16 protein-coding genes are annotated in these 24,833 nt (G+C 68.4%); 8 read left to right on the plus strand and 8 right to left on the minus strand.

All coding sequences use genetic code 11. The features are described from left to right. Position 1: 1 nt before the first annotated feature. Complete coding sequence (gene def / locus CCO03_RS18560) at positions 2 to 526, minus strand: peptide deformylase (RefSeq protein WP_087283490.1); 525 nt, start codon at positions 524 to 526, stop codon at positions 2 to 4. 142 nt (positions 527 to 668) lie between these two features. Between def and CCO03_RS18565 the strand changes: the two genes are divergently transcribed. Beyond that, positions 669 to 1,961, plus strand: a complete 1,293-nt coding sequence (locus CCO03_RS18565) for a LysM peptidoglycan-binding domain-containing protein (protein WP_087283492.1) — start codon at positions 669 to 671, stop codon at positions 1,959 to 1,961. Positions 1,962 to 2,092: 131 nt separating this feature from the next. After that, positions 2,093 to 3,298 carry a DNA-processing protein DprA gene (dprA, locus tag CCO03_RS18570; RefSeq protein WP_087283494.1) on the plus strand — a complete coding sequence of 402 codons (1,206 nt, stop codon included), beginning with the start codon at positions 2,093 to 2,095 and terminating at the stop codon, positions 3,296 to 3,298. A 495-nt stretch (positions 3,299 to 3,793) separates the two neighbouring features. Here the strand turns inward: dprA and CCO03_RS18575 are convergent, their stop codons facing one another. The 5 genes from CCO03_RS18575 to CCO03_RS18595 all read right to left on the minus strand — a co-directional run bounded on the left by CCO03_RS18575 (position 3,794) and on the right by CCO03_RS18595 (position 13,530). Next, on the minus strand, positions 3,794 to 6,205 hold the full coding sequence (locus tag CCO03_RS18575) for a DUF1631 family protein (RefSeq protein WP_087283496.1): 2,412 nt from the start codon (positions 6,203 to 6,205) through the stop codon (positions 3,794 to 3,796). A 25-nt stretch (positions 6,206 to 6,230) separates the two neighbouring features. Next, positions 6,231 to 7,181, minus strand: coding sequence for a protein translocase subunit SecF (gene secF / locus CCO03_RS18580; protein WP_087283498.1), 951 nt, complete (start codon positions 7,179 to 7,181; stop codon positions 6,231 to 6,233). A gap of 13 nt (positions 7,182 to 7,194) precedes the next feature. Continuing rightward, a complete protein-coding gene (gene secD / locus CCO03_RS18585; protein ID WP_087283500.1) occupies positions 7,195 to 9,081 on the minus strand; it encodes a protein translocase subunit SecD in 1,887 nt (628 codons plus the stop codon). Between the two features lie 74 nt (positions 9,082 to 9,155). Next, positions 9,156 to 9,491: a preprotein translocase subunit YajC gene (gene yajC, locus CCO03_RS18590; protein ID WP_087283502.1), complete on the minus strand. Its 336-nt coding sequence runs from the start codon at positions 9,489 to 9,491 to the stop codon at positions 9,156 to 9,158. Positions 9,492 to 9,861: 370 nt separating this feature from the next. Beyond that, positions 9,862 to 13,530 (minus strand): indolepyruvate ferredoxin oxidoreductase family protein, encoded by a 3,669-nt coding sequence (locus CCO03_RS18595; protein ID WP_087283504.1) that lies wholly within the window; start codon positions 13,528 to 13,530, stop codon positions 9,862 to 9,864. A 175-nt stretch (positions 13,531 to 13,705) separates the two neighbouring features. On the opposite strand from CCO03_RS18595, the gene CCO03_RS18600 reads away from it, so the two are divergent. After that, on the plus strand, positions 13,706 to 14,176 hold the full coding sequence (locus CCO03_RS18600) for an Lrp/AsnC family transcriptional regulator (protein WP_087283506.1): 471 nt from the start codon (positions 13,706 to 13,708) through the stop codon (positions 14,174 to 14,176). A 46-nt stretch (positions 14,177 to 14,222) separates the two neighbouring features. Here the strand turns inward: CCO03_RS18600 and CCO03_RS18605 are convergent, their stop codons facing one another. Then, positions 14,223 to 15,515, minus strand: a complete 1,293-nt coding sequence (locus tag CCO03_RS18605) for an SAM-dependent methyltransferase (protein WP_236903937.1) — start codon at positions 15,513 to 15,515, stop codon at positions 14,223 to 14,225. A 396-nt stretch (positions 15,516 to 15,911) separates the two neighbouring features. Here CCO03_RS18605 and CCO03_RS18610 point away from each other — a divergent pair, with 396 nt between their 5' ends. Further along, entirely contained in the window at positions 15,912 to 18,299 is a 2,388-nt protein-coding gene (locus tag CCO03_RS18610; protein WP_205690335.1) for a protein-disulfide reductase DsbD family protein, read from the plus strand. A gap of 375 nt (positions 18,300 to 18,674) precedes the next feature. Here the strand turns inward: CCO03_RS18610 and CCO03_RS18615 are convergent, their stop codons facing one another. After that, positions 18,675 to 20,411: a thiamine pyrophosphate-binding protein gene (locus CCO03_RS18615; RefSeq protein ID WP_087283511.1), complete on the minus strand. Its 1,737-nt coding sequence runs from the start codon at positions 20,409 to 20,411 to the stop codon at positions 18,675 to 18,677. 108 nt (positions 20,412 to 20,519) lie between these two features. Between CCO03_RS18615 and budC the strand changes: the two genes are divergently transcribed. The 4 genes from budC (at position 20,520) to CCO03_RS18635 (ending at position 24,742) form a co-directional block, all read left to right on the plus strand. Then, on the plus strand, positions 20,520 to 21,296 hold the full coding sequence (gene budC, locus CCO03_RS18620) for a meso-2,3-butanediol dehydrogenase (RefSeq protein WP_087283513.1): 777 nt from the start codon (positions 20,520 to 20,522) through the stop codon (positions 21,294 to 21,296). A 128-nt stretch (positions 21,297 to 21,424) separates the two neighbouring features. Next, positions 21,425 to 22,456, plus strand: coding sequence for a zinc-dependent alcohol dehydrogenase (locus CCO03_RS18625; protein WP_087283515.1), 1,032 nt, complete (start codon positions 21,425 to 21,427; stop codon positions 22,454 to 22,456). A 185-nt stretch (positions 22,457 to 22,641) separates the two neighbouring features. Next, positions 22,642 to 23,628 carry a Bug family tripartite tricarboxylate transporter substrate binding protein gene (locus CCO03_RS18630; protein WP_087283517.1) on the plus strand — a complete coding sequence of 329 codons (987 nt, stop codon included), beginning with the start codon at positions 22,642 to 22,644 and terminating at the stop codon, positions 23,626 to 23,628. A 499-nt stretch (positions 23,629 to 24,127) separates the two neighbouring features. Continuing rightward, the gene (locus tag CCO03_RS18635; protein ID WP_087283519.1) at positions 24,128 to 24,742 is read left to right on the plus strand and encodes a TetR/AcrR family transcriptional regulator; all 615 of its coding nucleotides are present in this window, start codon (positions 24,128 to 24,130) and stop codon (positions 24,740 to 24,742) included. The last annotated feature ends 91 nt before the right edge of the window (positions 24,743 to 24,833 follow it).

Raw genomic sequence — 24,833 nt, forward strand, 5'->3', positions numbered from 1 at the left:
GTCAGGCCACCTTCTGGTCTTGCCGATCGTGCTTTTGCTGCTTGAGCAGCTTGGTCTTGATGCGGCCTTGCTTGAACGAGGACAGGTATTCCACGAAGACCTTGCCCATGAGGTGATCCATCTCGTGCTGCAGGCACACGGCCAGCAGGCCATCGGCCTCGATCTCGAACGGCTGGCCCTGGGCGTTCTGCGCCACGACCTTGACGGCCACGGCCCGCTCCACGCCGTCGTAGATGCCCGGCACGGAGAGGCAGCCCTCCTCGCCCTTCACGCGCTCGGGGCTGGCCCAGAGGATGCGGGGGTTGATGACCACCAGCGGCTGGTCGCGCGATTCGGACACGTCGATGACCACCAGGCGCTGGTGGAAGTCGACCTGCGTCGCCGCCAGGCCAATGCCTTTGGCGTCGTACATGGTCTCGAACATGTCGTCGATCTGGCGCTGCAGCGCGGCGTCGAACACGGTGACCTCGCGGGCCACGGTGTGCAGGCGCGGATCGGGATAACGGAGGATGGGTAATACAGCCATGATGAATGCTCGTCAGTTGTGGCTATTTTCCCGATTTTCCAGAGCAAGCGCCTCGCATCTGGCTACATTTCGTTGCTCATTCAAGTGCTTGGCGACAAAATCAAGCAGAATTTGTCAAGCCATCCTGCCCAATTCGAACAATATGAAACTCGTTTTTCCCCCCGCAACGATTGCCGCCGCCACCCTGGCGACGCTATTGCTGCCCGGTTGGGCACAGGCTCAGGCCGGCAACTACCCCATCACCCCGCAACAGCGCGCCGCGGCCCAGGCCGTGGCCGAGCAGGGCGTGGCCATGTCCGAGCTGGCCCCCGATGCACCCGATGAGTACACCGTGCGCCGTGGCGACACGCTGTGGGGCATTTCGGCCAAGTTCCTGCGCAACCCGTGGCGCTGGCCCGCTTTGTGGGGCATGAACCTGGAGCAGATCCGCAACCCGCACCTCATTTACCCCGGGCAGCGCCTGTGGCTGGAGAAGGTCGACGGCCGCGCCCGCCTGCGCATGGGCCAGGCCCGCGACGGCGCCCTGGAAACCGTGCGCGTGACGCCCCGCAACCGCATCGAGGCGCTGGACGCCTCGCCGCTGCCGACGCTGGCCCCGCACCTGATCGAACCGTTCCTGGCCCAGCCGCTGGTGCTGGACGACGAGGCCCTGAACAGCGCACCGCGCGTGGTGGCCACGCAGGAACACCGCGTGCTGGTGAACTCTGGTGACCGGGCCTATGCCCGCGGCCCCAAGGACGACCCGCTGCTGCTGAACGCCGAGACGCCCGCAAGCTACCGCGTGTTCCGCGAAGCCACGCCGCTCAAGGACCCCGAAACCGGCGACATCCTGGGCTACGAAGGCCACTACGTCGGCCAGGTCAAGCTGGTGCGCGGCGAATCGAACGAGAACGTGCCCGACCCGGTCGATCCGCCCATCACCCAGGTGCCCGACGCGGGCAAGGAGCAGTACTGGCCGCAGCCGCAACCCGCCTCGCGCGTGTCGAGCTGGTTCAACAAGCGCAGCGACGACCTGCCCGTGCCCGCCACCATCGACGTGCTGAGCACGGTGCAGGAGATCCGCCCCGGTGACCGCCTGGTGCCCGAGCCCGACGCCGACATGCGCACCTACAACCCGCGGGCACCGATCCAGCTCGTCGATGGCCGGGTGATCAGCGTCTATGGCGAAGCCGTGTCCATGGTCGGTCAGAACCAGATCGCGTCGATCAACCGCGGCGCGCGCGATGGCATGGAGCCTGGCCAGGTGGTGGCCCTGTTCTCGACCGGCCGCACCGTGCGCGACCTGACGCGCGAAGGCGACCGCGAACGCATCAAGCTGCCCGACGAACGCAATGGCCTGGCCATGGTGTTCAAGGTCTACGAGAAGGTCTCGTACATCCTGGTGCTGCAGATCAACGATGGCGTGAAAGCCGGCGACCGCATCGTCAACCCCTGATCCATTGACGGGAGTATGAACCGATTGCCGTTTTAAAACGAACGGGCATTTCTTCATACTCCATCAACAGTTGATCATTCAACGGGCAGCAGGCCTTGGCCTTCTGCCCGTTTTCGTGTCAGCATGCACCGATGGACACGGATGAACTGCGCCTTTGGCTGCGCCTGCTGCACACCCCCGGTATCGGCAACCATGCCGCCCGCAAGCTGCTGGCGGCGCTGGGCCTGCCCGAGCACATCTTCGCGGCGCCCGCCTCGGTGCTGGATGCCGTGGTCGGCCCCAAGCAAGCCCAGGCCCTGAAGCGCGAGCCCGACGACCTGCCCCAGCGCCTCGCCACGTGCCAGGACTGGCTGGCCGCCAGCGCCCGGGATGGCCTGCCCCGCACGGTGCTCAGCCTGGCCGACGCGCGGTATCCCGCCTGCCTGCTGCAGATCGAAGACCCGCCCCCGGTGCTGTTCGTGCTGGGCGATCTCGCCCGGCTGGCTCGGCATGACCCGCGCCAAAGCCTGGCCATCGTGGGGTCGCGCAACCCCACCCCGCAAGGCAGCCAGACGGCGCGTGCCTTCGCGCGCCACCTCGCACAGCAGGGCCTGACCATCGTGTCCGGGCTGGCGCACGGCATCGACGCCGCCGCGCATGCGGGCGCCCTGGAGGCGGCGGCCGCGCCCGTGCCGACCCTGGCCCTGGTCGGCACCGGGCTGGACCGCGTCTACCCCCGCCAGAACCAGGCCCTGGCGCGCGACGTGGCCCAGCGCGGCCTGCTGCTGAGCGAGTTCGCGCCCGGCACCCCGCCGCTGCCCAGCAACTTCCCCAAGCGCAACCGCCTGATCGCCGGCCTGTCGCGCGGCACGCTGGTGGTCGAGGCCGCGCTGCAGTCCGGTTCACTGATCACGGCACGCCTGGCGGGTGAGCAAGGCAAGGACGTGTTTGCCATCCCGGGGTCCATCCATGGCACGCAATCGCGCGGCTGCCATGCCTTGATCCGTGAGGGCGCCCGGCTGGTCGAATCCGTGCAAGACATCCTCGACGAATGGTCCTGGCAAAGCGCGCCCTCAACAGTCCGCCCACCGGACGGCGCACCCGACGGCGACGGGCGACCCGGCACTGCCACGACAACCACGCAGTGCAGCGCTTCAATGGCAATCACCACAGCACCTGACGCCGAGGATGACGAACTGCTGCGCGCCATGGGCGCCGACCCCATCGGCCTGGACGCCTTGCAGGCGCGCACGGGCTGGCCCACGCCCCAGCTGCAGGCGCGGCTGCTGGAGCTGGAGCTGGAAGGCCGTGTGGGCCGCCTGCCCGGCCAGCTGTTTCAGGCTCTGGGCTTGGGGTAGCTGGCATCGATCCCCTGGCATGGATCGCTGGCGCCTTGGGCGTGGCTGGTGCGGGCTGGCCATGCCATGGCGCCCAGGAGGCCATCGCCCAGCGCCAGGAACCCCCACGCATATCGCGCGAGCATGGCACGTCACAACCGGCTGCACGGCGTGCGCAACCCAGCACGGTCAGCAAGATGGCTGCGAAGGTTCTGTCGCGCACGCACCTGCCGTGGCCGCGGCGGACACCCGGATGGCCAAGGTGCGCTGGACACTGTGGAAGCTGTGCGCATGGGTCGCCAATGCGGGCTTCCGTGTGAGGAATCTGCACCATTCTGAAGACCAGCGCAGCCGAGCGACGGAATGTGGGTCCATGCGCTGACCCAGCGACCGCCGGTCATGACCACCTTCTGCAGATCGATGCAGCCCCTGTCCATGCTGGCGCCGATGTCGCAGCGGTTCACACGCCGAACCAGGCATGACCCAGGATGTGCTGGGCCGCCCAACTGCCGCTCGCTACAACAGGCGCGTGGGCTCGGCCTCGAGCTTGGCGATGGCCATGCGCGTGGCGCGCACGGTCAGGGCCTCTTCTTCGGTCGGATAGATCAAACCGGCCTGCAAGAAGGAGGCCAGGCGCCGGGCCTGGATGAGGTAGCTGTGGCCCGCCGCCGTGGTGAACAGGTGAATCTGGCCGCGCTCGCTGCGCCAGGCGTACTGCACCTGCAGCGACTGGTCCAGGTGATGCAGCTGGAACCACTGGCCGATTTCGAGCTCCCGCGCCCAGGCCAGCATGCCTTCGCTGGGATCCGAGCCGCCGTGCGTGATGACTTCGAGCGCCGAGGCATCCACCCCCAGCATGAGCTCGATGCTCGTGGGGTCCAGCATCACATCGCCCGCGGCGTCGTCGGTGACCACGTCTTCCAGCGAGGCCAGGCTGCGCGCCAGCTGCTCGATCTGCTCGGTCGTGATCGCATTCGCACGGTTGAGGAAGGCCTGCGCCACGGCGTCGTTGAGGGACTTGATGTGCCCCTCCTGCGTGTCGGGCGCCAGGTTGAGCATGTCCATGCCCTTGCGCAAGCGGCTCAGCAAATTGGGCAAGGCCTGGATCACGGCCGTGCGCTCACGGCTCGTGGGTTTGGGGCTCGCCGCCCACACCAGGTCGGTGGCCGTGCGCTTGAGGGCCAGGGTTTCGGCATGCTGGCCCCCATGACGGACCGCCCCCATGGCCATGACATCGGCCCACACCTTGAACACGAACTCGCGCACCACGTCGCTCACCGGCATGGTGTCCAGCAGCTTGCGCAACTCGATCGTGTACTGGATCGACAAGGCGTCTTTTTGCTCGACCTGCTGGGCAATCGACACCACGCGTTGGGTCAAATCGCCGCCCGCCAAGTGGCGTGTCAGGAATTTCTTGAACTCGTCGAACACCAGCTGGAACACGCGCTTGCCGGTCTCGGGGTACTGCTCGATCACCTGCACCACGCGGCGGATTTCGGCCTCCAGCCGACCGCCCTGCAAGCCGGCCGCATCGAAGCCCAACACGCAGGCACCCATGCGGTCGATCAGCTGGCGCGCCGGGTGGTCCATGCTGCTGAAGAAGTCCGGGTCCACCATGGCCACGCGCAACACGGGAATCTGCAGCCGCGCAAACCACACGCGCACCACCGGCGGAATGCGCTCTTCCGCCAGGATGGCCTGGAACATCAAGGCCACCACCTCGACGATGGCTTTCTCGCCCTCTTTGTCGGTGCGCTTCTTGAGCTTGTCGGCCCGCTCGTCCACATACCGCGCGACCAGGCCCACGTTGACCGTGCCGCCCGGCTCGCGCTGCAGCAGGATGGTGGCCGGAAAGCCGTCGTCCTTGGTCCGCAGGGCTTCGACCAGCCCCGGCGAGGGCACCAGCGGGTGCGCGGCATCGAAGTCATCGATGCGGTCGGACAACAGCCGTCGCAACTGGCCCAGCACCCCTTGGGCGCGCTGGCGCATCCGCAGCATGGGCGTCAAGGCCGTGAGCAAGCGCGTTTCCAGCTCGGCCGACGGCATGCCATGCACATGCACCACACCACCCGCCCCCGGTATGGTCCCCGGGACGTCGGACTGTTGCCCCATGGCCGCCACAGACTCGACCGAGCCCTGGGCCACGCTCCAGCCACCCAAACCCGGCCCGCCACCGGCCACCAGCTCGCCTCCCACGGTCTGCACAGCCGGCCCGCCAGGGGCAGGCTGACCTGCGGCACCTGAGCGACCGCCCGCCGACGCCCCTGCCGGGCCCACGTCGGCCGCCCGGCGCATCAAAGGCCGCAGATCGATCTGCTGAAGCACACCCTGCTCGATCAGGAAGGCGTTGGCCTGGTGGTAGGCCTCGGTCAACAGCTGGGCCAGTGCAGCCCGCAACGGCTCGTGCACGATCGCCCAGGCCTCGCGGCTCATGCCGACGTCCAGCCACTGCTCGATCACCATGCGCGTCAGCACATCGGGATGCAACACATCCTTGTGGGACAGGTCCTGGCTGCCATCGAGGTGGCGCACGCGCACGCGCAAGTCACTGAGCTCCTGCGCGGCCATGTCGTTCACGGCCAGGCTCAGGCGCGAGGCAATGATGCGGGTCTCGACCTCTTCATCCCCGACCAGGGCCAGGGTGGTGGGCAGCATGACGGGGCCACCCATGCGCGTTTCGCCGCCGGAAAGCGCACCCTGCCAGGCTTGACGCATGCCCTCGACCCAGCGCGAGGCGTTCTGAGTCAGGCCCTGGGAAGCGGCCTGCATCTGGATGGCCTGGCGGCCATCCTTGACGTCTGCAGCCTGCAGCGTCCGTTTGGCGATGTCGGCAAAGGACGGCAAGGCCTTCTCCACTTCCTTGACGAAGCGGTCGCGAACCTCGATCGCCAGGAAACGGGATTGCGCGGAGGGCCTTGGGTCAGACATGCGCCAATGCTAACGCCCTACAGGCTCAAACCACTGCGCCCGCATTCGGATCATTGGGATCCAATTCACGCTTGCTGCCTTTGATGAGGTCTTCGCGGCGGATGCCCAGCCACAGCGCGATCGACGCCGCCACGAACACCGACGAATAGATGCCGAAGCAGATGCCGATCGTCAGCGCCATGGCGAAGTAATGCAGGGTCTCGCCCCCGAAGAACAGCATGGACAGGACCATGAACTGGGTCGAACCGTGCGTGATGATGGTGCGCCCGATGTTCATCGTGATGGCGTGGTTGACCACGGCCTCGGGGTCCATGCGGCGTTCGCGCCGGAAGGCCTCGCGGATCCGGTCGAAGATCACCACCGACTCGTTGACCGAGTACCCCAACACCGCCAACACCGCAGCCAGCACAGAGAGCGAGAACTCCCACTGGAACAGGGCAAAAAAGCCCAGGATGATGACCACGTCGTGCAGGTTGGCCACGATGCCGGCCACCGCATACTTCCATTCGAAGCGGATGGCCAGATAGATCATGATGCCCACGACCACGAAGGCCAGGGCCTTCAGGCCATTGATGGTCAGCTCTTCGCCCACCTGGGGCCCCACGAACTCGTTGCGATCGAGCTTGACGGTGGGGTCCTTGGCCTTCAGCGCCGCCATCAGCTTGTCGGTCTGTTGCTCAGAGCTCTCCCCTTTTTGCACCGGCAGGCGGATCAACACGTCGCGCGACGAGCCGAAGTTCTGCACCTGCACGTCCCGGTAACCCAGGCCCCCCACGGTGCTGCGGATCTGGTTCAGATCGGCCGATTGCTCATAGCGCACCTGCAGCAGCGTGCCGCCCGTGAACTCGACCGACAGGTGCAAGCCCTTGGTGACGATGAAAAACACCGCCGCCACGAACATGACCACCGACACCATGTTCAGCGCCAGCTTGTGGCGCATGAACGGAACATCGCGATGTACTTTGAAAAATTCCATGGTGAAGCTCCGCTCAGTCTGCCGTGGTCACGCTGGTGCTCGAACCGCTCGTGCCGGGACGCCACACCGTGCCGATGGACACCGTCTTGAGTTTCTTCTTGCCGCCGTACCAGAAGTTCACCAGGCCACGCGACACGACGACGGCCGAGAACATGCTGGTCAGGATGCCCAGGCAATGCACCACGGCAAAGCCGCGCACCGGACCGGATCCGAAGGCCAGCAAGGCAATGCCGGCGATCAGCGAGGTGACGTTGGAGTCCATGATGGTGGCCCAGGCCCGGTCGTACCCCAGGTGGATGGCCATTTGGGGGGACGCGCCGCCGCGCAGCTCTTCCCGCACCCGTTCGTTGATCAGCACGTTGGCGTCGATCGCCATGCCCAGCGTCAACGCGATGGCGGCAATGCCCGGCAGGGTCAGGGTCGCCTGCAGCATGGACAGCAGGGCCGTCAGCATGACTAGGTTCACCGTCAAGGCGATGGCCGAGAACACCCCGAACAGGTGGTAGTACAGGATCATGAACACCGCGATGCCCACGAAGCCCCACAACACGCTGTGGAAGCCCTTGCTGATGTTCTCCTTGCCCAGGCTGGGGCCGATGGTGCGCTCTTCGATGATTTCCATCGGCGCGGCCAGCGAGCCGGCCCGCAGCAGCAGGGCCAGGTCATTGGCTTCGGCGATGCCCATCGAGCCCGAAATCTGGAAGCGGTTGCCCAGCTCGTCGTTGATCGACGGCGCCGTCAGCACCTCGCCCTTGCCCTTTTCGAACAGCACGATGGCCATGCGCTTGTTCAGGTTGCGCCGGCTGGTTTCCTTCATCACCTGGCCGCCCTTGGCGTCCACGGTCAGGTCCACCTTGGGCTGCTGGTTGCGGCTGTCGATGCCGGCCTGCGCGTCGGTCAGGTTCTCACCCGTCAACAGCACCTGCTTCTTGAGGATGACGCGGCGGCCATCGCGGTCCAGGAAGGCCTCGGAACCAAACGGCACCGGGCCGTTGCCCATCTCGGCCGCATGGCCCTCGGTGCTCTCGTCCACCAGGCGCATTTCCAGCGTGGCCGTGCGGCCGATGATGCGCTTGGCCTGCGCCGGGTCCTGCATGCCGGGCAGCTGCACCACGATGCGATCGAGGCCCTGCTGCTGAATGACGGGCTCGGCCACGCCCAGCTCGTTGATGCGGTTGTGCAGCGTGGTGATGTTCTGCTTGAGCGCCTGGTCCTGCATCTGACGCAGGGCCTCGGGTTTGAAGCTGAACACCACGCGGTCGGCGCCACCGGCGCCGTTCACCACCTGCAGGTCAGGCATCTGATCGCGTACCGCGCGCGTCACGGCATCGCGCACGTCGTCTCCGCTGACGCGCACCTCGATCTGCTCCGCCGACCGCGTCACGCCCGAATGCTGAATCTTCTTGTCGCGGAACACGCTGCGCAGGTCGTCGACATAGGTGTCGATGCGCTTGTCCATGGCGGCAGCCATGTCGACCCGCATCATGAAGTGCACGCCACCGCGCAAATCCAGGCCCAGGTACATGGGGCGGGCGTTGAGCTTGGTCAGCCAATCGGGCGAGCGCGACAGCAGCGTCATGGCCACGGTGTAGCTGGGGTCCTCGGCGCTGGGGTTCAGGGTGCGATCGATCACGTCCTTGGCCTTGGCCTGCGTGTCTTCGCTGCCGAGGCGCACGCGCAGCGAGGTGCCGTCGAACTGCACACCCTCGTTGGCGATGTTGGCCGCCTTCAGGCCATCCACCACCTGCGTCTGAACCACCTCGGTGACCTTGGCCGTGGCCTTGCCTGGTGACACCTGCACCGAGGGCGCTTCCCCATAGAAATTGGGCAGCGTGTAAATGATGCTGACCAGCACCACGAGGGCGATCAGCACGTACTTCCAGAGGGGATAACGGTTCATGGAGCGCTTTCAGGCCAGACCCCGGGGGCCTGGATCCAACCGGCCGAGCAGCGCGCGCGGCGCCGCGCGTGACGTCACTTCAGGGTGTTCTTGGGCATCACGCCCACGATGGCCGAGCGCTGGAGGCGGATTTCGACGTTGGTGGCCACTTCCAGGCTGACGAAGTTCTCGTCCATCTTGGTGATGCGGCCCAGCAGGCCGCCGGCCGTGACCACTTCATCGCCCTTGGCCAGGGCATCGATCATGGCGCGATGCTCTTTTTGCTTGCGCATCTGCGGGCGGATCATGACGAAATACATCACCGCAAAAATGGCAACGAACGGCAGCATGCTCATCAAAGAGCCTTGCAGGCCGCCGCCAGCGGCTGCGGCGGGGGCGGCAGTCTGTGCAAACGCGGACGAAATCAGCACGTGGAAATCCTATGCAAGTGGAAGGCACACGCCCCAGGACATGAGGCGCGACAAAGACTTGGCCCGCTTTGGGCAAGCCGGTCATTGTATGCGGGCGTATCAAGCCCGGAACAGGCCAGGGATTCGGGGGCCGACGGGGCGCCGCCGCCTCTTGGGGACCGCCCTGGCCACGGCAGACCATCGCCGCGGATGGGCTCGGACGCACGCCGAGCTCACCTCGCTCAGACGCTCAAGGGCACCCTGCAAGGGTTCGCCGGTCGCTGTGTCGCGTTCATGCAGCCGCCCATCAGCAGTGCCTTGACCATCCAAATCGACCAAGCAGTATGCCCCACTTCTCGTTTCACTTGAAACGGGAATGGATGCATACTCCTCATGCCGCCCGTTGCTGAACCGGCGCCCCCTGCTGTTGCAGGCTGGCCCAGCGGGCCCGGGCTGCCGCCAGGTTGCGGGCCTTGACGTGGCCATAACCCCGGATGCTGTCGGGCACGCTGGCGATCTCGACCGCGCGGCCATGGGTCTCGGCACTCAACGCAGCCAGCACCGGCTCGAGCAGGGCCCGGTATTCCCCGATCAGCGCGCGCTCCGTGCGCCGCTCCTCCGTCCGCCCGAAGACATCGAGCCAGGTGCCCCGCAGGCCTTTGAACCGCGCCAACACGCCGAACACCTTCAGCATGTAGCCGCCGTAGGTCTGCTTCTGCAGCTCGCCCTGCGCGTTCGCCTTGGCCAGCAACGGCGGCGCCAGGTGAAACTTGAGCTGGAAGTCGCCTTCAAAACTTGCGGCAATCCGGGCCTTGAACGCCGGATCGCTGTGCAGGCGCGCCACCTCGTACTCGTCCTTGTAGGCCATGAGCTTGAACAGGTTGCGCGCGACGGCCTCGGTCAGCGCCGTGCGCGGCTTGGTGGCCCCCGGCGCGGGGCCCAGGGCCTGCTCGGCCTGCTGCACGCGCGCCACAAAGGCCTGGTACTGCTCGGCGTAGGCGGCGTTCTGGTAGTCGGTCAGGAATGCGACGCGACGGCGCACCAGGTGATCCACGGTTTCGCGTGGCTTGAACTGGATGACTTGCGGGCTTTCGCCGCCCGCCGTTTTCACGGCTTCGGCAAAGGCCTGGGCGCGGGCGGCCGCCTGGCGCCCCCATTCAAAGGCCGCCTGGTTGGCCGCGACCTGCACGGCGTTGAGCTCCATGGCGCGCATCAGGCTCTCCCGGTGCAGCGGAATCCAGCCCCGCTGCCAGGCGAAGCCCAGCACCATGGGGTTGACGTACAGCGTGTCGCCCATCAGCGCCTTGGCGGCGGCATCGAAGTCCAGCGTCGCCAGCCCCTCCGCGCCCACGGCCTTGAGCAGCTCCTGCTCGCAGGCGCTCTGGGGATTCCGCCAATCGGCGTTGCGCACAAACCCCGCCGTGGGCGCGCCGTGCGCGTTCAGGGCGATGTGGGTACGGCCTTCGCGCAAGCGGGCCAGGGTTTCTTCGTGCACGGCCACGATGGGATCGCAGGCCAGCACCAGGTCGGCAGCCGCCGTGCGCACGCGCGTGGTCTGGATGTCGCTCTGCTGCGGCGCGATCAGCACATGGCTCCAGGTCGCACCACCCTTTTGCGCCAGCCCGGCGGCGTCCTGCGTGACGATGCCCTTGCCCTCGATGTGAGCAGCCACCCCCAGCAGCTGGCCGATGGTGATGACCCCCGTGCCGCCCACGCCCGCCACCACGATGCCCCAGGGGTCGGCGCCCGTTTGCGGCACCGGCAGCGTCGGCTCGTCCAGCGGGCCCAGGTCGCCCGGCGCCTGGGTGGCGCGGGCCCCGGTCTGCTTGCGCAGCTGCCCGCCCTCCACCGTCACGAAGCTGGGGCAGAACCCCTTCAGGCAGCTGTAGTCCTTGTTGCAGCTGCTCTGGTTGATGGTGCGCTTGCGGCCGAACTCGGTCTCCAGCGGCTCCACCGACAGGCAGTTGCTCTGCACGCCGCAATCGCCGCAGCCCTCGCACACCAGCTCGTTGATGACCACGCGCTTGGCCGGATCCACCATCTTGCCGCGCTTGCGGCGGCGGCGCTTCTCGGTGGCGCAGGTCTGGTCGTACAGGATGACGGTGACGCCGGGCGTCTCGCGCAGCTCACGCTGGATGGCGTCCAGCTCGTCGCGATGGCGCACCTGCACCGGCCGACCTTCGTAGGTCCCTGGCACGCTCACGCCGTCGTACTTCTGCGGCTCGTCCGTCACCAGCACCAGTCGCTTCACGCCTTCGGCGTGCATGCTCTCGGCGATCTGCAGCACCGAGTGCCCCTCGGGCCGCTCGCCCACACGCTGGCCACCGGTCATGGCCACCGCGTCGTTGTAGAGGATCTTGTAGGTGATGTTCACGCCCGCCGCGATGCTCTGGCGGATCGCCAGCAGGCCGCTGTGGAAGTAGGTGCCGTCGCCCAGGTTGGCAAAAATGTGCTTTTCGTTGCTGAAGGCCTGCTGCCCGACCCAGGGCACGCCTTCCCCGCCCATCTGCGTGAAGCCGATCGTGGGGCGGTCCGGCATCCAGGTGGCCATGTAATGGCAGCCGATGCCGCCCATGGCCCGCGAGCCCTCGGGCACCCGCGTGCTGGTGTTGTGCGGGCAGCCCGAGCAAAACCAGGGCACGCGCACGGCGTCAGCCATTTCGGCACCGGCGCCCAGCTTGAGCTCGACCAGCGAGCGCTCGTTGGCCTCGAGCAGCGCCATCTGCGTCTCGATGCGCGCGCGCAGGTCGCTGCCCAGCTGGTTGAACAGCCCGGTGTGCTTGAGCCGCTTGACCAAGGCCCGCGCGATGAGGGCCGGGTTCAGGTCGGCATTGGCGCGCAGCAGCGTGTTGGCCGTGGGGTTGGGGCGCGACCACTCACCGCCGGCAAAGCCCTCGGCATCGTGCTCTTCCTCGCTGGCGAACTTGCCCACCACGCTGGGCCGCACATCGGCGCGCCAGTTGTACAGCTCTTCCTTCAGCTGGTACTCGATCATCTGGCGCTTTTCTTCCACCACCAGGATCTCCTGCAGGCCAGTGGCGAACTCGCGCGTCAGCTGGGCCTCCAGCGGCCACACCACGCCCACCTTGTGCAGGCGGATGCCGATCTGGCGGCAGGTCTCGTCGTCCAGCCCCAGGTCCAGCAAGGCCTGACGCGTGTCGTTGTAGGCCTTGCCGCTGGCCATGATGCCGAAGCGGTCGTTCGGCCCCTGGATCACGTTGTGGTTCAGGCGGTTGGCGCGGATGTACGCCAGCGCCGCATACCACTTGTAATGCATCAGGCGCGCCTCCTGCTCCAGCGGCGCGTCGGGCCAGCGGATGTGCAGGCCGCCCGGCGGCATCTGGAAATCCGTGGGCATGACGATCTTGACGCGGTCCGGGTCGATGGTGACCGTGGCGCTCGACTCGACGATTTCCTGAATCGTCTTCAGGCCCGCCCACACGCCTGAAAAGCGGCTCAGCGCAAACGCGTGGATGCCCAGATCCAGGATTTCCTGCACGTTGGCCGGAAAGAACACCGGCGAGCCGCAGGCCTTGAAGATGTGGTCGCTCTGGTGCGCGGCGGTGCTGCTCTTGCTGATGTGGTCGTCGCCCGCAACGGCGATCACGCCACCCCATTCGGTGGTGCCAGCCATGTTGGCGTGCTTGAACACGTCCGAGCAGCGGTCCACCCCCGGCCCCTTGCCATACCAGATGCTGAACACGCCATCGAACCGGTTCGAGCCCGCGGGCGCATACCCCAGCTGCTGGGTGCCCCAGACCGCCGTGGCGGCCAGCTCTTCGTTCACGCCCGGTTGAAAGACGATGTGCCGCTCTTTCAGGTGCGGGGCGGCGGCCCACAGGGCCTGGTCGTAGCCGCCCAGCGGCGAGCCGCGGTAGCCGCTGATGAACCCGGCCGTGCGTTTGCCCAGCCGGGCATCGCGTTGCTGCTGCAGCATGGGCAGCTTCACCAGGGCGTGGATGCCGCTCATGAACGCCTGCCCCAGGTCGAGCCGGTATTTGTCCTCCAGGCTCACGGTTTCCAGGGCGCGGCGAACGTGGTCGGGTAGCGGTGCGTTCATCGTGGTCTCCAGCCGAGCTGTGTGCGCTCGGGTTGTTGTGTGATCGGGCTGGCCGATGCCTGCTGCACGCGTCCACCCGTGCAGCCAGTGTAGAGACGGGGCCGCATTTTGTCTTTGCGTTTTATGCCCATAAAACGCAAGATAGCGAATGAATCTTGCTCAGAAATCCATTCTCATGAACGAATTAGATCGATTTGACCGCGCCATCCTGCGCGAGCTGCAGGCCGACGGGCGTTTGTCGAATGCCGAGCTGGCACAGCGCGTCGGCCTGTCGGCCGCGCCCTGCTGGCGCCGCGTGCGCCAGCTGGAGCAGGCCGGCTACATCCTGGGCTACCGCGCGGTGGTCGACCGCCACAAGATCGGCCTGGACGTGCTGGCCTTCGTGCGCCTGGATGCCGACCGCAACTCGGGAGCCGTCACGCGCGAACTCGAGGAGGCCATTCGCCAGGTGCCCGAGATCATCGGCTGCCACTACATCAGCGGCTCGGGCACCTTCGAGCTCGAAGTCGTGGCCCGGGACCTGCGCGCCTTCAGCGACTTCACGCGCGAGGTGCTGCTGAATCTGCCCCACGTCAAGGACCTGCACACCAGCTTCTCGCTGGGCGAGGTGAAGTCACAGGCCGTGCTGCCGCTGCCCCCTGCCTGAAGAACTTACAGTATCAAGCCCTGTCGTTGACAAAATCAACGGCAACTCATGCATACATCCATTTGCGTGACCAAGGCAAGCCCTGGGCCGATTCGCCGGCGCGGTGGCACAGCACCTGGAACAGCGAGATTTCGTCGTGCTCGAACGCCCAGGCACAACCGGCCAGGTACACGCGCCAGATGCGCCAGGTGCGCTCGGTCACCATGGCGCGCAGCTCGGCCGTCTGCGCCTCGAAGGCCTCGCTCCACAGGCTCAGCGTGCGGGCGTAATGGCGGCGCAGGCTCTCCACGTCGATGGCCTCCAGCCCGCCCAGCTGCATGTCGGTCAGCACGGTGCCGATGTGGGGCAGCTCGCCATCGGGGAAGACGTACTTGTCGATGAAACGGCCGCCGCCATAGCTGGTCTCGCGGTTGAAGGCGTCGCTGGACGTGATGCCGTGGTTCAGCGCCCAGCCACCGGGCGTGAGCAGGTCGTGGATGCGGCGGAAATACGGCACCAGGTTCTTCAGCCCCACGTGCTCGAACATGCCGACGCTGGAGATGCGGTCGAACTGCCCGGGGATGTCGCGGTAGTCCTGCAGCCGGATGTCCACGCGGTCGGCCAGCCCGGCCTGCGCCACGCGCTCGCGCGCCAGCTCGTACTGGTTTTGCGACAGGGTCACGCCCACGCCCCGAATGTCGAAACGCTGGGCCGCGCGGATCAGCAGCGCGCCCCAGCCGCAGCCGATGTCGAGCAGCGTGTGGCCGGGCGCCAGGCGCAGCTTGTTCAGGATGTGGTCGATTTTCTGGGTCTGCGCCTCGGCCAGGGTTTCCTCGCCGGTCTCGAAGTAGGCGCAGGAATAGACCATGGCCGGGTCCAGCCAACGGGCGTAGAAGTCGTTCGACACGTCGTAGTGGTACTGGATGGCCTGCTCGTCCGTGTGCCGCGTGTGGCGGCCCAGCTCCGTCACCTTGCTCATCATGCGCTGCAGCCACGACGAGCGGCCCACGAACTGCAGGTCCTCGTCCTGGACCGGCTCCCGACCGTTGGTGCCCTGCGGGTTGCCGCGCGACAGGGCGTGGGCCATGTCCAGCACCTCGCTCACCGAGCCCTCGACGTTGATGTGGCCTTCGACATAGGCCTCGCCCAGGCTGTCCAGGCTGGGGCTGAGCATGGCGGCCGCCCCTTTGGCATCCACGATGTCCACGCGCAGGCGCGGCGGTTCGTGCTCGCCCAGGTTGACCCAGTCCTCGCCTTCCTCCCGCCAACGCACGGCCAGCGGCAAGTTGAGCTCCTTGCGCATGCGAACCGCCCAGGCACCCAGTGCCGAGCGAATGGCCCCATCCAGGTACGCCGCCATCTCAGATCTCCTTCCAAGTGACACCGCTGCAACCAGGGCGGCAAGCCCCGACCACAAGGCAAACAGGAAAAACCTATCACAGACTGCGCGCGCTGCGTGTCAGCCGAGAGCGACCATGTGCGGCGCGCCCCGGCATGGTGTTCGGCGTGGCTTGCCACCTCAGACCCCTCATGGGCAGAGTATGAATCCATTGTCGATAATCAGAAATTGCCAATGGCACCATACCCCTGAATTTCGTCACAACACCTCCACCCTCGCCGCAGGGTCAGGCGAACTTTCCCCCGCCATGCATACTCCATGGCTGGGTCTGCCCCTGTGCAGCGCCCATCCACCGTCCATGCCTCACGCCGCCCGCGGGCAGGCCGTCGACGACCCAAGCCCCTGCCCTTGTCTGCCATGCCTGTGCTGTCCCGCTTTTTGCTCACCGCCTGCCTGCTGATCGCGTCCACGCTGGGCGCCTGGCCGACGCCGGCCCTGGCCGCCTCGTCGCTGGTGCGCACCGACCAGGTGACGGCCCGGCTGCTGGTGCATGCGCCCCAGGGCGTGCTCGGCAACGACGGCGGGGGCACCGCCAGCCTCGGCGCGCCCGCATCGCCATCCGGCTTCACCCTGCCCGGCACCCCGGCAGCCCCGGCCATGGACATGGCCCCCGCGCCGAACAGCGAAGCCGCCACGGCGGCGGCCAGCGCAGCCGCGTCGGCCCAGGCCGCGTCCCCGGTGTGGCTGGGCCTGGCCCTGCAGCATGCGCCGGGCTGGCACACCTACTGGAAGAACCCCGGCGACTCAGGCCTGCCCACCAGCCTGACCTGGACGCTGCCGCCCGGCGTGGAAGCCGATGACATCGACTGGCCCGCGCCCGAGAAGATCTTCGTCGGCGACCTGGCCAACTACGGCTACGAGGGCGAGGTGCTGCTGCCCATCCGCCTGCGCTTCACGCCCGACTTCCGCCCCAATGGCCAGGCCAGCCTGCCGGTGGCGCTGACGGCCACCTGGCTGGTCTGCAAGCAGGAATGCATCCCGCAAACGGGCGAGTTCAAGCTGGACGTGCCCTTGCGCAGCTCCACCGCCCTCGACGGCGCCCGGTTCGAGGCCGCCTGGGCGGCCCGGCCCCAGGCCCTGTCGACCGACGGCCAGCAGCTGACGCTGAGCGACGATGGCCAGCGCCTGCACCTGCGGCTGGCCGACCTGCCCGCCAGCTGGCGCGGCCAGCCGCTCGAGCTGATCAGCGAAACACCCAACGTGGTGGTGAACGCGGCCCGCCTGGCATCTGGCCGGCCGGCCGACGCGAGCCTGACCCACCGTCAGTGGGCCCAGGCCTGGGATGGCACGGCCTGGACCGCCTCGGTGCCGGTGTCCGACCTGCGCGGCGACAGCCCGGCCCACATGGCCTGGGTGGTCACGCACGGCGACCAGGCCTGGCGTGCCGAGCTGCCGGTATCGGGCAGCTGGCCGGCCGTCGCACCGCCCGCCGAGGTATCGCCCGCCCTGCAGGCGGCGCTGGCCGCCAATGCGCAGGCCCCGGCCACGTCCGAAGCCACGCGCGCCCCGCTCACGAACTGGCTGCTGGCCCTGGGCGGCGCGCTGCTGGGCGGCCTGCTGCTCAACCTCATGCCCTGCGTGTTCCCCGTGCTGGCCATCAAGCTGCTGGGCTTTGCCCAAACCGACGACCGCGCCCGCACGCGCGCCAGCGGCGCCGGCTATGTGCTGGGCGTGGTGGCCACCTGCCTGGCGCTGGGCGGGGTGATGCTCGCCCTGCGGGCTGCCGGCCAGCAGCTGGGCTGGGGCTTCCAGTTGCAGTCGCCGTGGATGGTGGCCGGTCTGGCCACGCTGTTCACGCTGATCGCGCTCAACCTGTTCGGCCTGTTCGAGGTGCCCGGCCTGCGCACCCAGGCCATGCCCACGCAGCTGCGCGCCCACCCGCTGCTGGACAACGTCTACGCCGGGGTGCTGGCCGTGGTGGTGGCCTCGCCCTGCACGGCGCCCTTCATGGGCGCCTCGATCGGCCTGGCCATCGGCCTGCCGGCCTGGCAGGCGCTGGGCATTTTTGCCGCGCTGGGCGTGGGCATGGCCTTGCCGGTGATCGCGGCCATGCTGTTCCCCGGCGTGGGCCGCTGGCTGCCGCGGTCGGGCAGCTGGATGCAGCACTTCCGCCAGTTCCTCGCCTTTCCGATGCTGGCCACCGTGGTCTGGCTGCTGTGGGTGCTGGGACAGCAGGTCGGGCTCGACGGCCTCATCGCCTTCCTCGCCGTGCTGGTCGCCCTGAGCCTGGCCCTGTGGACGCTGCGCCTGCGCACGCGCCGCGCCTGGCTGGCCACCGTGGCCGGCGTGTTGGTGCTGGCCTGGACCCTGCACTGGGCCTGGCCGCAGCTGCAGGCCACGCCGGGCCCGGTGGCCGCCGAGGCCGCCGACACGGGCACCGCCACCGCGTCGGACTGGCAGCCCTGGTCGGCCGAGGCCGTGACCCGCACCGTGGCCGCCGGCCAGGCGGTGTTCGTGGACTACACCGCGGCCTGGTGCGTCACCTGCCAGTTCAACAAGAAGACCACCCTGTCCGACCCCGCCGTGCTGGCCGACTTTGCCCGGCGCGGCGTGCGCCTGATGCGCGCCGACTGGACGCGGCAGGACCCCGCCATCAGCGCCGCGCTGCAGGCCCTGGGCCGCAGCGGCGTGCCGGTCTACGTGCTGCATGCGCCCGGCCAGACGCCCCGCGTGTTCACCGAGGTGCTGCGGGCCGGCGAGCTGCACGCCGCCCTGGCGCAGCTGCCCATGAATCCGTCGCGCTGAGTCTGGTCAATTGGCAGAGTATGGCGCCGTTCCCGTTTTCAAATGAACGGAGAAAGGCTGATACTTCGCTCACTCAATCGGCGATCTGACATCACGCCCCTGCGCTGGGCAGTGGGCATTTGAGCGCAGCTGGCAGTGGTGCACGGCGTGCGGCCCGCCCTGGTGGGCTTGCTGTCCGGGTGACGCCTCGTCGCGAGGCGTCAGAGGTGGGCTGCCCTGGCAGCCATGGGCAGCCGCAGCACGTCTGCACAGCCCTTCAGCCCAGCACCTCTGCGCAAGTCCGACGCGCGCCGCACCTCATGCGAGCCCGCCCCCACCTCTGCATGCGCGCCGGCATGCCCGGGCACAAGCCCCTCGTCGCGAGGGGCCAGACCCTCAGCCGACCACGATGTTCTCGTAGTAGGGGATCAGCACGTCCTTGCTGCCCGCGGGCACCTGGCCCAGCATGCTCACGGTGACGGGGTGCACCACGTCGGCGGCGGTCATCACCTCGATGAAGGACGGGCCCTGGTGCGCCAGCGCGCGCGCCACGGCGCCTTCCAGGTCGGCAAAGCGCGTCACGCGTTCGCTGTGCATGCCAAAGCCCTGGGCGATGTTGGCGTAGTGCGTGCCGCCCAGCTTGCTGATGGCGTGGTAGTCCTCGCCGTACATGATCTGCTGGCCGTGGATGGACATGCCCCAGACCTGGTTGTTCAGCACCACGTTGAGGATGGGCAGGCCATGGCGGACCATGGTGTCGAAGTCCTGGATGTGGAAGCCCAGGGCGCCGTCGCCGGTCAGGTGCACCACGCGCCGGCCCGGGCAGGCGATCTGGCCGCCGATGGCGAAGCCGGGGCCGATGCCCAGGCAACCCAGGTAGCCGTGCGTGAGCAGGCTGGCCGGGGTGTTGACCGGCGTGATGGCCGAGGCCCACGAGGCGGACTCGCCGCCATCGAACACGTAGAGCGCATCGGGCCCTGCGGCCTCGGCCACCACGCGCGCCGCGTGCAACGGGTGGATGCCGCTGGCCGATTCGGCCTCGGGAAACTGCTGGGCAAACAGGCCGTTCACGCGGCGCGCCTGCGCCAGCCAGTCGGCATGGCCCGCGGTCTGCTGGCGGCGGGCCAGCTCGGCCGTCAGCGCCTTCAGGGTTTCATCGGCCTGGGCGGCAATCGCCAGCTGCACGTCGCGGATGCGGCCGATCTCGCCGGCATCGCTGTGCACCTGCACCAGCTGCGCCGCGTGCGGCACCACGGCGCCCGAGCGGCCGCCCAACAACATGCCCATGCGGCCGCCCAGCAGCAGCACCAGATCGGGGCGCTCCACGCCGATGGCGGGCAGCGCGGCCAGGCCGGGCGCGGGGCCGCAGGCGTGCGAATGCGTCGGCGGCAGCACGCCAGCGGCCAGGGACTTGGTGAACACCGGCACCGCATGCGCGGCCGTGAAGGCCTGCAGCGCCTGGGCCGTGGCGGGGTTGGCGGCCTCGTTGCCGGCGATGACGACCGGGCGCTTGGCCGCCAGCAGCAGGTCGGCCAGGGCCTGCACCGATTCGGGCGCGGGCGCCGTGCGCGGCTGCACGTTCACGCCCGTGGGCCGCGTGGCGCGCTCGGCCGGCACGCTCATGTGCAGCACGTCGATGGGCACCTCCAGCAGCACGGGGCCGCGCGGGTGGGTCATGGCCTTGCGAATGGCCATGGCGGCCAGGTCGGCCATGCGCTCGGTGGTGGGCACGCTGATGGCCCATTTCGTGGCCGGCCGCGCCAGCGCCACCTGGTCGATGCCGCCTTGCAGGGCGTTGGTCTCCACCTCGCGCACCGGCGGTGCGCCGACGATGAACAGCACCGGCGAGCCATCGAGCTTGGCGTTCGCCATGGCCGACACGCCGTTGGTGAAGCCCGGCCCCGAGGTGATGGCGCACACGCCGAGCTTGCCCGTGATGCGCGCATAGGCGTCGGCGGCGTGTCCTGCAGCGGACTCGTGGCGGAAGTCCAGCAACGCGATGTCGCGCGTCAGGCAGCCCTTGAGCAAGGCCTCGAGGTGCCCGCCGTGCAAGGCAAAGACCTGGTCGACCCCCGCCTCCTTGAGGGTCTGGGCCAGGATGTCGCCACCGCTGAGGGAGGTGCTGTCGGTCATGGTTTGTCTCCTTGTCGCCTGTGAAATCTTTACTTATAGTGGACTTTAAATTGAACCCAGCCGTTTCGGCAAGCGGCTGAAAACCCGAGGACGACAGGAGACAAGCCGATGACAGCGACGCGTTTTTCAGGCCGGGTGGCCGTGATCACGGGAGGTGCCTCGGGCATCGGGGCCGCGCTGGCGCGGCGGCTGCATGGCGAGGGCGCGCAGGTGCTGATCGCCGACCTCAACGAGGCGCAAGGCCAGGCGCTGGCGGGCGAGCTGGGCGAGCGCGCGCGCTTTCAGGCCACCGACGTCGCCTCGCAAGCCTCGGTGGAGGCGCTGGTGGCCACCGCGGTGCGCACCTGGGGCCGGCTGGACATGCTGTTCAACAACGCCGGCGTCGGCAACCTCTCGCGCATCGAGGCCCTGGCGCCGGCCGACTGGCAGCGCGTGATGGCCATCAACCTCGATGGCGTGTTTTTCGGCATCCGCGCGGCGTTGCCCGTCATGCAGGCCCAAGGCGGCGGCGCCATCGTCAACACGGCCTCGGCCTCGGGTCTGGCGGCCGACTTCGGCTTTGCCGCCTACAACGCGGCCAAGGCGGCGGTCATCAACCTCACGCGCACGGCCGCCCTCGACAACGCCGCCCGCGGCATCCGGGTGAACGCCGTCTGCCCCGGCCCTGTGGACACGCCCATCCTGGCGGGCGTGAGTGCGCTGCGGGGCGACTGGGAAGCCCGTGTGCCCATGCAGCGCTTTGCCCGGCCCGAGGAAATCGCCGCCGTCATGGCCTTCCTGGCCAGCGACGAGGCCTCGTACCTGACCGGCGCCGCCATCCCCGTGGATGGCGGCCTCACCGCCCACACAGGCCAGCCCAACCTGCTGGCGGCCCTGGGCCAGTGACGGCTCACGTCGCGCATGGCATGCACAGTATCCATACCTTTCCGATGATTTTTCATCGATAAACTACCCATACCCCATCACAACAACAACGCCCGGCCCAGCGCGCGCCAGGCCCCAGGAGACCCCTCATGCTCGCCGTTCAGAAAACCGACGTGCACCAGCCGCTCACGCTGCAGGATGTGCCCACCCCCCAGCACTGCGGCCCCGACCAGGTGCTGATCCAGATCCACGCCACCGGCATCTGCGGCAGCGACCTGCACCTGGCGCACTGGACCGGCTGGCCTGCCGAGCGCCTGCCACTGACCCTGGGCCACGAGTTTTCGGGCGTGGTGACCGCCGTGGGCGAGCGCGTGCGCCAGCCCACCGTGGGCGCACGCGTGGTCGTGCAGTCCGACGTGGTCTGCGGGCAGTGCGAGGCCTGCCGGCGCGGTGACACGGCGCGCTGCGCCCAGCTGGGCTTCATCGGCGTCACGCATGCCGGCGCCTTCTGCTCGCACATCGCCGTGGCGGCCAGCAGCTGCCTCACCCTGCCCGACGCGCTGGACCTGGACATCGCGGCCCTGGCCGAGCCCCTGGCCGTGGCGCGCTGCGCGCTGCGCACCTCGGGCCTGCAGGCCGGCGACACGGCCCTGGTGCTGGGGCCGGGCAGCATCGGCCAGGCCATTGCCCTGCAGGCGCTGGACCTGGGCGCACGCCACGTCGTGGTGGCTGGGCTGAACGACGAGGCCCGGCTGGCCCAATGCCAGGCGCTGGGCCTGACGCACACCGTGGACCTGGCCCACGACACCGTGCCCCAGGCCTTGCAGCGCCTGACCGGCGAGGCCACGGTGCAGCACGTGTTCGAGGCCACGGGCCACCCGCAAAGCATTGCCGACGGGCTGGGCGTGTTGGGCGTGGGCGGCGTGCTCACGGTCTGTGGCGTGCACTTTCAGCCCGCCACCGTGGACACCCGGCTCATCGTGATGAACCGGCTGCAGGTGCGCGGCTCGCTGGGCTCGGCCACGCAGGACTGGCACGAGGTGCTGGCGTTCATGGCCCGCCGCGGTGCCGACCTGGCGCCCATGATCACCCACCGCGTGCCGCTGCAGGCGTTCGAGCGCGGCTTCGAGCTGGCGCGGTCCAAGGCCGCCTCGAAAGTGCTGCTGCTGCCCACGGCCTGACACCACGGCGGTCGCGCCCGCAGCCAGCCAGGCCGCGTGCGCAGGCCCATATCTGGGTATAGGCCAATTTCCGTTGTTCAAAAAATGGCAACCACCCCATACCCCATCCATGCATTCCAACAACCGCCAGGCGATGTGGGTGGCGCAGGCGCGTGCCCATCACACCCACCCCAGGAGACACCCCCATGCAACGACGCGATTTCTGCCGCACCGCCGGCCTGGCCGCGCTGGCCACCACCGCCCCCTGGGCCCAGGCAGCCGACGAGGCCTTTCCCAGCAAGCCGATCAAGATCATCGTGCCCAGCCCGCCGGGCGGGCAGAACGACACCCTGGCCCGCAACATCGGCGTGGCCGCGTCCAAGACGCTGGGCCAGCCCATCGTCGTCGACTACAAGCCCGGCGTGGGCGGCAGCCTGGGCTCCGAGTTCGTGGCCCGCTCGCCTGCCGACGGCTACACGCTGCTGATCTCGCTGAGCGCCACGCTGGCCGTGAGTTCCGCGGTCTACAGCAAGCTGAAGTACGACCCGCGCGCCGACCTGCGCTGCGTGACCGAGGTCATCCTGAGCCGCGGCGTGCTGGTGGTGAACAGCGCCCTGCCCATCCACGACATCCAGGGGCTGATCGCCTACTCCAAGGCCAGGCCCGATCAGCTCGCCATGGCGAACTGGGGCCTGGGCTCGGCCGCCCACACCACGCAGGACATCCTCAACCGCCAGTTCGGCGCCAAGCTGCTGCAGGTGCCCTACAAAGGCGAAACCCAGATCCTCACCGACCTGATCGGCGGCCAAGTGGGCTTTGCCATGCTGTCCGCGCCCACCACGCAGGCCAACCTCCAGGGCGGCAAGATCCGGCCCATCGCCATCGTGGGCACGCAGCGGCTGGCCATCCTGCCCGGCGTCAAGACCATGACCGAGCAAGGCTTCTTCCACGAATCGTGGGACATGGACGGGCCGCTGGGCCTGTTCGCGCCCAAGGACACGCCGCTACCCATCCTGCGCAAGCTCAACGCCGCGTTTGCGCCCGCCGCCACCACGCCGCGCATGCAGGCCTTCGCCAAGGAATTCGGCGTCACGCTGCTGGGCAACGGGCTCGACGACGCGCAGGCGCACTTCCTCAAGTACTTCGACGCGATCAAGAAGGTGACGCAGGCCACCGGCGTGATCCTGGATTGATGCGGCCGCGGCGCCGCTGCTTCCGGCGGCCGGCAGAGTCCTGCCGTCACCATCCGGCCGGGGCAGCCGGGTCGCGGTGGGCGATCCGGGGCGCGTGACGCTGCCTTCTTGCCGCGTCCGCGCAGGGCGATGCAGCTGGCGCCGCTCGGCTGGATCGCACTCAACCGCATGCAAGGCCGGCGGCCAGTCCTGGCGCACGCAGCGCCAGGCGACCGGCACAGGCGCTGTTGTGGCGCCTGACATGCACCTGGGGTATGACCAGGTTGGCGATTGTTATTCATCGACAACGGCCTGATACTGCACACCCCATACCACGCCGCATCGGAACGCGCTTGCGCGTTGCCACATCGATCCGTGACGCGGGCGCTGACGCGGCGGTCGCCCGTTGGCAACGCCGCCCATGGGGCCGCGATGGCCCTGCCCGGGCAGTACACACCAAGCATCAAGTCCAGCCTGGGACCCCTGCTTTCATACTGGCCATGACAGAATCGCCCCCACCATGGCCCTCTCCGAAACCGCCAAAGCTGCCCGGCGGCAACGCCTGGTGGACAGCGCCCACGCCCTCATCCGTGAATCGGGTGCGGGCTTTTCCATGCTGCAGCTGGCCGAACACGCCGGCGTGAGCCCGGCCACGCCCTACAACCTGCTGGGCTCCAAGACCGAGGTGCTGCACCACGTCATCCGCGACGAGTTCGCGCGCTTCAGCCAGCGCCTGGCCCGGCAAGCGCAGGCCGAGCGGCCGCTGGATCGCCTGCTGCAGGCCACCGACCTGGTGGTCACCCACTACGCCGACGAGCCGGCCTTCTACCGCGGCCTGTACCGCGCCGCGCTGGGCACCGAGGTGCGCGGCATGATGAGCGACCTGGGCCAGACGCTGTGGTGCCAGCTGGTGTCGCAGGCCGTGGCGGCCGGCGACCTCTCGCCGCGCATCCCGGCCGCCGAGCTCACGGCCGTGCTGCTGCGCGCCATGGCCGGCACCACCCAGGCCTGGCTGGCCGAAGACTGGCCCACCGACCGCTTTGCCGCCGAAATGACGCGCGCCACACGCCTGCTGCTGCTGGGCCTGGTCAGCGACGCCGACCGCGCCCGGCTGCTGGCCAGCCTGTCCCCCTGAGCCCAGTCGGCCCGCCGCCAACCAGGGGGCGGGCGGACTGCAGCCGGGGTGTCTGCCGCGCCGGGCCTGAGGGACAGCCCGCACGGTGGAC

This window comes from Comamonas serinivorans (genome assembly GCF_002158865.1).
Classification (GTDB): domain Bacteria; phylum Pseudomonadota; class Gammaproteobacteria; order Burkholderiales; family Burkholderiaceae_C; genus Comamonas_E; species Comamonas_E serinivorans.